The following is a 6,770-nucleotide window of genomic DNA, read 5'->3' on the forward strand; positions in this document are numbered from 1 at the left end:
GGCGGGCTCGGCGACGAGCCGGCGGGTGCGGTCACGGGAACTGCACCAGCAGCCGGCTCTTGCCGAGCACCGTCTGCTCGGCGAAGGTCACGGTGAGGTCGATGCGCGCGGTCCGCGCCTCCGCGTCCAGCACGCCGACGGTCGCGACGATCGCGACCTCGGCACCCGTTTCAGCGTCGACCGGGACGGGGCGGGTGAACCGCACCTGGTAGTCGCGCACCCAGCCCACCGATCCGAGCCATTCGATCGCGGGCGAGGCCGCTGCGCCCATGGTGAGCATGCCGTGGGCGAGCACGCCGGGCAGGCCGACCGACCGGGCGACGTCGTCGCGGTAGTGGATCGGGTTGAAGTCGCCGGACGCGCCGGCGTACCGGACCAGGCGATCGCGGGTGAGGAGGTAGCGGTGCTCCGCGACGACGTCGCCGACCGCCAGCGTCTCGAGGACGGGGCCGCTCATGCCGGGTCCTCCTCTTCGGCGGCACGCACGACGAGCGTACTGACCGCCGTCACGACGTGGTCGCCCGAGGCGTCGACGACGTCCGTCGATGAGGTGACCATACTGTTTCCGCCCAGCTGCTTCACGCTCGTCACGGTCATCGTGCCCGTCAGCTCGTCACCCGCGACGATGGGGCGGCTGTAGCTGAAGCGCTGGTCTCCGTGCACCACTCGGGAGAAGTCGACGGCCGCCTCTTCGTCGGCGAGCAGCTGCTGCAGGGTCAGATCCTGCACGGCGATCGCGAAGGTCGGCGGCGCCACGACATCGGCGAAGCCCGCGGACCGCGCAGCCTCGGGGTCGTGGTTGAGCGGCGCCTCGCTCAGCACGGCGCGAGCGAACTCGCGCACCTTCTCGCGGCCGACGAGGTAGGGCGCCGTCGGCGGATACGTCTTGCCCTGGATATCTGGATTGACCACGCTGCAAGTGTATCCGGGCAGACATGCCGGAGGGCCGACGCCCGGCCCTCCCCCGACCGGGAGAACCGGGGCCGGCCGGAGCCTACTTGCGGCCGCCGAGGATCCCGCCGAGCAGATCGCCGAGGCCGCCGCCCGACGAACCGGACCCGCCACCGCCGAGCAGCCCTCCCAGGAGGTCGCCGAGACCGCCACCGGAGCCGCTCTGGGACCCACCGCCGAGCAACCCGCCGAGCAGGTCGCCCAGGCCGCCGCCGGCCGGCTCCGAGTCGGCGGCGGACTCCGACTTCTGGGTGCCCAGCCCGTTCGCGAGGAACTGCATGATGATGGGCGCGAGGATGGGGAGCAGCTTCGGGATCAGCGCCGCGATGCCGGAGTCGCCGGACTGGGCGCCGAGCGCCTGGACCACCTCCTCCTGCTTCGCGCCGAGCACATGGCCGACGATCTTCTCGCCGTCGGCGGTGTCGATGGCCGAGAGCCGGCCCTTCGCCTCGGAGCCGCGGTGCTTCTCGAGCGCCTGCTCGAGCTTGTTCGCGCCCTCCTCGTCGCCGGCGTTGACGGCCAGGCCGCCGAGCAGGCCGGGCAGCGCCTGCTTGACCGCCGCCGACGCGGTCGACTCGTCGACGCCGAAGTCGGCCGCGATGTCGCCGATGGGGATCTGCCCGAGCAGATCGTCGAGATTGAAGGACTGGGCCATGTTGCTTCCTCACTGACGGAGCGCCTGGGCGCTGCGGGAGCGGCACCGCCGCATCGCGATGCCCAGCTCCAGCGTAGACCGGATCAGGCCGTGCGATCGAACCCGGGGCATGTAGGTATCGGCAACGATGCCGGATAAGCTTTGTCGCGCATATCCAACGATCGTTCTCGACCCTCCAATAGGCTGTTCTCCATGTCGCGTATTCGTAAAGTGCTCATCGCCAATCGCGGCGAGATCGCCGTCCGCATCATCCGAGCCGCGAAAGACAGCGGGATCGCCTCGGTCGCGGTCTACGCGGATCAGGATCGGGATGCGATGCACTCGCAGCTGGCCGACGAGGCCTACGCGCTGCACGGCACGACCAGTGCCGAGACCTATCTGGTGATCGACAAGATCCTGGCGGTCGCCCGCCGCTCGGGCGCCGATGCCGTGCACCCGGGGTACGGGTTCCTCGCCGAGAACGCCGACTTCGCTCGGGCCGTGATCGCCGCCGGGCTGACCTGGATCGGGCCGGGCCCCGACGCGATCGAGCGCCTGGGCGACAAGGTCTCCGCGCGCCACGTCGCCGAGAAGGTCGGTGCGCCGTTGGCGGCCGGCACGAGCGACCCGGTCGAGAGCGCCGACGAGGTGCTCGCCTTCGCGGACGAGGTGGGCCTGCCGATCGCCATCAAGGCGGCGTTCGGCGGCGGCGGCCGCGGCCTCAAGGTCGCGTACGAGCGGGACGAGGTCGCGGAGCTCTTCGAGTCCGCCACGCGGGAGGCGGTCGCGGCCTTCGGCCGAGGCGAGTGCTTCGTCGAGAAGTACCTCGAGAAGCCGCGCCACGTCGAGACCCAGTGCCTCGCCGACAGCCACGGCAACGTCGTCATCGTGTCGACCCGCGACTGCTCGCTGCAACGCCGCCACCAGAAGCTGGTGGAGGAGGCTCCGGCCCCGTTCCTCAGCGACGAGCAGAACGAGAAGCTCTATTCCGCGTCGAAGGCGATCCTGCGCGAGGTCGGCTATGTCGGCGCCGGAACCTGCGAGTTCCTGGTGGCGAAGGACGGCACCGTCTCGTTCCTCGAGGTGAACACCCGCCTGCAGGTCGAGCATCCGGTTTCCGAGGAGATCACGGGCATCGACCTGGTGCGCGAGCAGTTCCGCATCGCCGAGGGCGGTGCGCTCGACTACGGCGACCCCGTAGCGCACGGCCACTCCTTCGAGTTCCGTCTGAACGGCGAGGATCCCGGTAACGGCTTCCTGCCCGCCCCAGGACCGGTCAACCTGTTCAAGCCGGCCTCCGGCCCCGGCGTCCGGGTCGACACCGGCGTGACCACCGGAGACGTCATCTCGGGCGCCTTCGACTCGATGCTCGGCAAGCTGATCGTCACGGGCGCCACCCGTGAGGAAGCGCTGGATCGGGCCCGTCGCGCCCTCGACGAGTTCGAGGTGCAGGGGCTGCCAACCGTCCTCCCGTTCCACCGCAAGATCGTGCGGGACCCGGCGTTCACGGCTCCCGACGGGCGCTTCGGCGTCTACACGCTGTGGATCGAGAACGAGTTCGAGAACGACATCGAACCGTGGGAGGGCGAGGTCCCCGCGGTCGCGCACCCGTCGAAGCGCCGGTCCGTGGTCGTAGAGGTCGAGGGCCGCCGTGTCGAGGTCACCATGCCCGTCACCCTGCTGCCCCTCGCCGACGCGGACGTGACGCGCGGCCCGGCGCCGCGACGGGCGACGAACTCGTCCGTGTCGGGCGAATCGGGCGACGCCGTGGCTGCGCCCATGCAGGCGACCGTCGTGAAGGTCGCAGTCGAAGAGGGCCAGCGCGTCGAGTCCGGCGCACTCGTCGTCGTGCTCGAGGCGATGAAGATGGAGCAGTCGATCTACGCGCCGCACGACGGCGTCATCGCCGGCGTCGATGCGCCGGTCGGTCAGACCGTGCCGAGCGGGCACATCCTCCTGAGCGTGGTCGCCGACGCCGAGGAGACGGTCGACGCCGCGTAGCGCCGACCCCTGACCGGGAACCACCACGAACGAGTCGAGCCCGATGCCGAGAGGCACCGGGCTCGAAGGCTTCGAAGCGGAGGCTACTGCCTCGTGCCGCGGAAGGCCGTCCAGAAGCCGAGCGAGCAGGCGGCGAGCGCTGCGGCGAAGATCCAGAAGCCGATGTGACCGTCTCCGTCGAGGTACGACGGTGCGACGGCCATCAGGTAGAAGCCACCGAAGACCAGGATGATCGAGATCAGGAACTGGCCGATGAGTGCGCCGCCCGCTGCCGGTGCGGATCCGGGCTCGAAGAGCTCGGTGTTCGACTCGCTCTGCTGGGTGTCCATCGGGATCCTCTCTGGGGCGTAAACGGCGCGCGGGCGCGACGGGTCTCTCCCTCGACCCTACCAGGCCGGGAGCCGGCTCCGGGCCGGTTCAGGGTGGCCGATCCCCCATCGGATCGGAGCCTCGGGAATAGCGTTCACCCGGCGACGGTTGGACCTCAGTATGAGCCTCGTCCCCCTCTCCCTTCTCGATCTCGCCGGTGTGGAGCTGGAGGGCGAGATCGGTCCGGCTCTCGCGCACTCGGTCGACCTCGCCCGCACGGCGGAGGCGGGCGGGTACACCCGAGTCTGGTACGCCGAGCACCACAACATGCCGACGATCGCCTCGAGCGCGCCAGCCGTGCTCATCGCGCACATCGCAGCGCACACCGAGCGGATCGGACTGGGATCCGGCGGCGTCATGCTGCCGAACCATTCACCGCTCGTGATCGCCGAACAGTTCGGCACCCTGGCCGAGCTGCATCCCGGCCGCATCCACCTGGGACTCGGCCGCGCACCCGGCACCGACGGCCTGACCTTCCGCGCGCTGCGCCGCACGCATGCCGACGCCGAGGGCTTCCCGAGCGACGTGCTCGAGCTGCAGCGGTACCTCTCGGACGAGTTGCCGCGGAACGCGGTGAACGCCTATCCGGGGCGCGGCACCCGCGTGCCGCTCACCATCCTCGGCTCGAGCCTCTTCGGCGCGAATCTCGCCGCGCAGCTCGGCCTGCCGTACTCGTTCGCGTCGCACTTCGCCCCGCAGGCGCTCCAGGCGGCCGTTCGGCATTACCGCGACAACTACGCGCCGAGCGAAGCCCATCCCGAGCCCTGGGTGAGCGCGGGGATCAACGTGGTCGCTGCCGCGAGCGACGAGGCGGCCGAGGCGCTCTTCTCCCGCGCCGAGCTCGCACGGGTCCGCGGATTCCTCTCGCGCGGGCGGGAGACCCCGCTCACCGAGGAGCAGGCGGCCGCGGTCTTCGACTCGCCCGCAGCCCAGGAGATCCGCGGCATGATGCGGCACACCGCCGTCGGCGGTCCCGAGCGCGTCCGCGAGGAACTGGCCGCCTTCGCGAGGTTCGCCGATGCCGATGAGCTGGTCACCGTGCACCCGGCGCCGACACGCGCCGAACAGCTCGAGTCCGTGCGCCTCGCGGCTCCCGGCGGCTGATCCGGGCCCGCCGGCCTCTCCGACTCGTCAGTGGACGTCGTCCCGCGCGAGAAGCGCCGACATCCGCCGACGAGCGCTACCGGACGACGACCCGCCCGGTCATCTCGGGATGGATCGAGCAGTCGTAGGGGAACTCCCCTGCCGTCTCGAAGACGTGGACGTACTCCCCCTCGGCGATGAGTTCGCTGACGAAGCTGCCGTCCTCGGCCACGACGTCGTGCTTGTTGGTGCCGGCGAACACCCACCGCACCGCCTGGCCCTCGGCGATCTCGACCTCGGCTGGCTCGTAGCGGTTGTCGATGGCCTGCACCGTCACCGCGGGCTCGACGCCGGTGTCCGACGGCACCGGATCCGGCTTGGCGGCCGCGCACCCCGCGAGCCCGGCCGTCAGCGCCCCGGCGACTCCGGTTCCGGCGGCGCCGAGCAGCACCGATCGGCGCGAGAGAGCTCCTCCGGCCGCACGGGCCCCCGTGGCGCTCACTGCGCGCTCTGGTGCATCGCGCGGGCGGCATCCGTGATGGCGCCGGTGAGCGAGGGATAGACCGTGAACGCCGAGGCGACCTGGTCGACGGTGAGACGGTGCTCGACCGCGAGCGCCAGCGGGAAGATCAGTTCGCTCGCCCGATCCGCGACGATCACGCCGCCGATCACCGTGCGGGAGGCCTGCCAGGCGAAGAGCTTCACGAAGCCGTCCGTGATGCCGACCATCTTGGCGCGCGGGTTCGTGCTCAGCGGGATCGTGTGGGTAACGGCCTTGGCCACGTCGCTCGCCTCGGCGAGAGTGCGCTCGTTCCAGCCGACCGTCGCGATCTCGGGGTGCGTGAAGACGTTCGCAGCCACGTTCCGCAGGTCGATCGGGCGCACGAAGTCGCCGAGCGCGTGCATGATGGCGGTGCGGCCCTGCATCGACGCGACGGAGGCGAGCGGGAAGAAATCGGTGCAGTCGCCCGCGGCGTAGATCGAGGGCACCGAGGTGCGCGCCACCTTGTTCACGCGGATGTGACCGCTCTCGTTCAGCTCGATGCCGGCCTCCTCGAGCCCGAGACCCGCGGTGTTCGGGATCGAGCCCACCGCCATGAGGCAGTGGGAGCCCTCGACGGTGCGCCCGTCGGCGAGCGCGACCCTCACGCCCGTCTCGGTGCGCTCGACCGACTCGGCGCGGGACTTCGACATCACCTTCATGCCGATCCGCTTGAACTCGTGCTCGATCACGGCTGCGGCGTCGGGATCCTCCCCCGGCAGCACCTGCTCGCGGCTCGAGACGAGGGTCACCTTCGAGCCGAGCGTGGCGTAGGCGTTCGCGAACTCGGCGCCGGTGACGCCGGAGCCGACGACGATGAGGTGCTCGGGCACGTCGCTGAGGTCGTAGAGCTGCTTCCAGGTCAGGATGCGCTCGCCGTCGGGCTTCGCGCTGTCGAGCTCGCGCGGGCTCGCGCCGACGGCGACCACGATCGTGTCGGCCTCGATGCGGTCGAAGTCGGTGCCGCCGCCCTCGGAGGTCGAGACGATCACCGCGTTCGGGCCGTCGAGCCGGCCGGATCCCTGCACGATGCGCACCCCGGCCTCCTCGAGGCTCTCGCGCATGTCGAGGGACTGCGCCCCCGCCATCGCGAGCAGGCGCTTGTTGACGGCGGCGAGGTTCACGGCGATCTCGGGCCGCACGGCCTTGCCCGCGGCGCCCGGCACGAAGGCCTGCACGCCGAGCCGGCTC

General features: G+C 70.9%; 8 protein-coding genes. 2 read left to right on the forward strand and 6 right to left on the reverse strand.

Annotated elements, in window-relative coordinates; translation table 11 throughout:
* Positions 1 to 31: 31 nt before the first annotated feature.
* From ACFPZL_RS08285 to ACFPZL_RS08295, 3 genes are all read right to left on the reverse strand, one after another.
* Positions 32 to 457, reverse strand: coding sequence for a MaoC/PaaZ C-terminal domain-containing protein (locus ACFPZL_RS08285; protein ID WP_218114424.1), 426 nt, complete (start codon positions 455 to 457; stop codon positions 32 to 34).
* Entirely contained in the window at positions 454 to 912 is a 459-nt protein-coding gene (locus ACFPZL_RS08290; protein WP_218114423.1) for an FAS1-like dehydratase domain-containing protein, read from the reverse strand. The genes ACFPZL_RS08285 and ACFPZL_RS08290 overlap by 4 nt, the downstream gene beginning before the upstream one ends.
* A gap of 82 nt (positions 913 to 994) precedes the next feature.
* A complete protein-coding gene (locus ACFPZL_RS08295) occupies positions 995 to 1,606 on the reverse strand; it encodes a DUF937 domain-containing protein (protein WP_218114422.1) in 612 nt (203 codons plus the stop codon).
* A gap of 192 nt (positions 1,607 to 1,798) precedes the next feature.
* Here ACFPZL_RS08295 and ACFPZL_RS08300 point away from each other — a divergent pair, with 192 nt between their 5' ends.
* A complete protein-coding gene (locus tag ACFPZL_RS08300) occupies positions 1,799 to 3,586 on the forward strand; it encodes an acetyl/propionyl/methylcrotonyl-CoA carboxylase subunit alpha (RefSeq protein ID WP_218114421.1) in 1,788 nt (595 codons plus the stop codon).
* Between the two features lie 83 nt (positions 3,587 to 3,669).
* On the opposite strand, the gene ACFPZL_RS08305 is transcribed toward ACFPZL_RS08300, so the two are convergent.
* Positions 3,670 to 3,915: a hypothetical protein gene (locus tag ACFPZL_RS08305; RefSeq protein WP_218114420.1), complete on the reverse strand. Its 246-nt coding sequence runs from the start codon at positions 3,913 to 3,915 to the stop codon at positions 3,670 to 3,672.
* Positions 3,916 to 4,075: 160 nt separating this feature from the next.
* Here ACFPZL_RS08305 and ACFPZL_RS08310 point away from each other — a divergent pair, with 160 nt between their 5' ends.
* The gene (locus tag ACFPZL_RS08310; protein ID WP_218114419.1) at positions 4,076 to 5,059 is read left to right on the forward strand and encodes an LLM class flavin-dependent oxidoreductase; all 984 of its coding nucleotides are present in this window, start codon (positions 4,076 to 4,078) and stop codon (positions 5,057 to 5,059) included.
* A 76-nt stretch (positions 5,060 to 5,135) separates the two neighbouring features.
* Here the strand turns inward: ACFPZL_RS08310 and ACFPZL_RS08315 are convergent, their stop codons facing one another.
* A complete protein-coding gene (locus ACFPZL_RS08315; protein ID WP_218114418.1) occupies positions 5,136 to 5,540 on the reverse strand; it encodes a cupredoxin domain-containing protein in 405 nt (134 codons plus the stop codon).
* A partial coding sequence (locus ACFPZL_RS08320) for an NAD(P)H-quinone dehydrogenase (protein ID WP_382335084.1) occupies positions 5,537 to 6,770 on the reverse strand: 1,234 nt, incomplete at its 5' end. The genes ACFPZL_RS08320 and ACFPZL_RS08315, both read right to left, overlap by 4 nt.

Origin of the sequence: Leucobacter soli (genome assembly GCF_042659205.1) — a bacterium.
Lineage (GTDB): Bacteria > Actinomycetota > Actinomycetes > Actinomycetales > Microbacteriaceae > Leucobacter > Leucobacter soli.